The 2,447-nt window shown below is 69.5% G+C and carries 1 protein-coding gene and 2 pseudogenes; all 3 read left to right on the forward strand.

Annotated elements, in window-relative coordinates:
• Positions 1 to 49 precede the first annotated feature (49 nt).
• Positions 50 to 634, forward strand: a pseudogene (locus RT551_RS21495) (phosphoribosylanthranilate isomerase); the annotation flags it as partial.
• 65 nt (positions 635 to 699) lie between these two features.
• Positions 700 to 1,809 (forward strand): patatin-like phospholipase family protein, encoded by a 1,110-nt coding sequence (locus RT551_RS21500; RefSeq protein WP_019186276.1) that lies wholly within the window; start codon positions 700 to 702, stop codon positions 1,807 to 1,809.
• A gap of 2 nt (positions 1,810 to 1,811) precedes the next feature.
• A pseudogene (locus RT551_RS21505) lies at positions 1,812 to 2,447 on the forward strand (GntP family permease); the annotation flags it as partial.

The following is a 2,447-nucleotide window of genomic DNA, read 5'->3' on the forward strand; positions in this document are numbered from 1 at the left end:
CCGCTTCCTACCCGCCAGACTCGCAAAAAAGGGCGGTTGAACTTCCTATACCCAACTGGGCGTGGACGCGGTCGGTTTCGTGTTCGCCGAAGGCAGTCCGCGCCGGGTCAGCGCGGCCGAGGCGCGGCAACTGCGCCTGGCGCTGGCGCCGATGGTCGGCGCGGTGGCGCTGTTCCGCGACAACACCGTGGCCGAGGTGCGTGAAGTGGTGCGCATGGTGCGACCGGCGTTGCTGCAGTTCCACGGCGACGAAGAGGATGCGTTCTGCAGCGCCTTCCGCATGCCCTGGCTGAAGGCGGTGCCGATGGGCGGGGGCGAGCGTTGGGATGCGGCCGCGCTGCAAGAGCGCTGGCCGAACGCCGACGGTTTCCTGTTCGACAGCCACGGCAAGGGCGCAGCCGGCGGTACCGGCCACACGTTCGACTGGAGCGCGATCCCCGGCGGACTGCACCGGCCGTTCGTGCTGGCCGGCGGGATCACGCCGGACAACGTGCACGACGCGATCCGCGCCACCTCGCCGTGGGCGGTGGACGTGGCCAGCGGGATCGAAGTCGCGCCGGGAGTCAAGGACGGCGAGAAGATGCGCCGCTTCGTGGCGGAAGTGCGACGTGCCGACGGTACCGGTCCCGATTGAACGGCGTTTTCCTTTACGCGCTGCGTGTGTCCCTGTAGTTTTCCCCCGTCCCTACGGATCCACCCATGAGCACTCCGGCCCGCACCCGCAAGGCCACCCCGGCCAGGAAGACCGCTGCGTCCAAGCCGGCGCCGCGCCGCAAGAGCCGTGCGGCGCCGCCGCCCGAACTCCTGTCCATCGACCTGGCCTTGCAGGGCGGCGGCTCGCACGGCGCCTTCACCTGGGGCGTGCTCGACCGCTTGCTGGAAGAGGAGTGGCTGCGGATCGATGGCGTGTCCGGTACTTCCGCAGGCGCGATGAACGCGGCCGTGCTGGTCGATGGCTTCGAACGTGGCAGTCGCCAGGGCGCGCGCGAGGCGCTGGCCCGGTTCTGGCGCGCGGTGTCCGACGCAGCGCGCTTCAGTCCGCTGCAGCGCGGGCCGCTGGACGTGCTGATGGGACGCTGGAGCCTGGAGGGCTCGCCGGCGTTCCTGGCCATGGACCTGGTGTCGCGGCTGTGGTCGCCCTACGACCTCAATCCGTTCGGCGTCAATCCGCTGCGCGACATCCTGGAGCGCTCACTCGATTTCGACGCGCTGTCGAAGTCGGACATCAAGCTGTTCATCACCGCCACCAACGTGCGTACCGGCCGCGGCAAGGTGTTCCGCAACGCCGAACTGAGCCCGGACGTGCTGCTGGCCTCGGCCTGCCTGCCGAACATGTTCCAGGCGGTGGAGGTGGACGGCGAGTACTACTGGGACGGCGGCTACTCCGGCAACCCGACCATGACCCCGCTGGTGCGCGACTGCAATTCGGACGACGTGATCCTGGTCGCGGTCAACCCGGTCGAGCGTCCCGACCGGCCGACCGGCGCGCGCGAGATCCTCAACCGGATCAACGAGATTTCCTTCAACGCCGGCCTGCTCAAGGAACTGCGCATGATCGCGCTGCTGCGCCAGGTGGCCGACGTGGGCAACTGCGAGGGCGCGCGCTGGGCGAGCAAGCGCATCCACCTGGTGCGCAACGACCTGGCCACCGTGCTGGATTCCTCGTCGAAGATGAGCGCCGAGTGGGCGTTCCTGGAGATGTTGCACAAGGAGGGGCGGCGCGTGGCCGAGTCCTTCCTGGCGCAGGACGGCGCCAACCTGGGCAAGCGCTCATCGATCGACCTGAACGTGCTGCTGGAAGGAGTGTGAGCATGGGACTGCTGGGCATGCTGGTCGGCCTCGGCCTGTTGATGTACCTGTCCTACCGGGGCTGGAGCGTGCTGCTGCTGGCGCCGGCCGCGGCGTTGGTGGTGGCGGCGTTCTCCGGCGAGCCGCTGCTGGCGCACTGGACCTTGACCTTCATGTCGGCCGCCGCCGGATTCATCTCCCAGTTCTTCCCGCTGTTCCTGCTCGGCGCGCTGTTCGGAAAGCTGATGGAGGACAGCGGCTCGGTCGAGGCCATCGCCGCGTTCATGACCGCCAAGCTCGGCACCCGGCGGGCGATGCTGGCGGTGGTGCTGTCCGGCGCGCTGGTGACCTACGGCGGGGTGAGCCTGTTCGTGGCGATCTTCGTGCTGGTGCCGATGGCCGCGGTGCTGTTCCGCGGCGCCGGCATCCCGCGTCGGCTGATGCCGCCGGCGCTGGCGCTGGGCACGATGACCTTCACCATGTCGGCCATGCCCGGCACGCCCTCGATCCAGAACGCGATCCCGATGCCGTTCTTCGGCACCACGCCGTTCGCCGCGCCCGGGCTGGGCCTGATCGCCTCGGCGATCATGCTGGCGTTCGGCCTGTGGTGGCTGGCCCGCGCCGAACGTCGCGCGCGGCTGGCGGGCGAAGGCTTCGGC

Source organism: Stenotrophomonas sp., from assembly GCF_032103445.1.
Taxonomy (GTDB): Bacteria; Pseudomonadota; Gammaproteobacteria; order Xanthomonadales; family Xanthomonadaceae; genus Stenotrophomonas.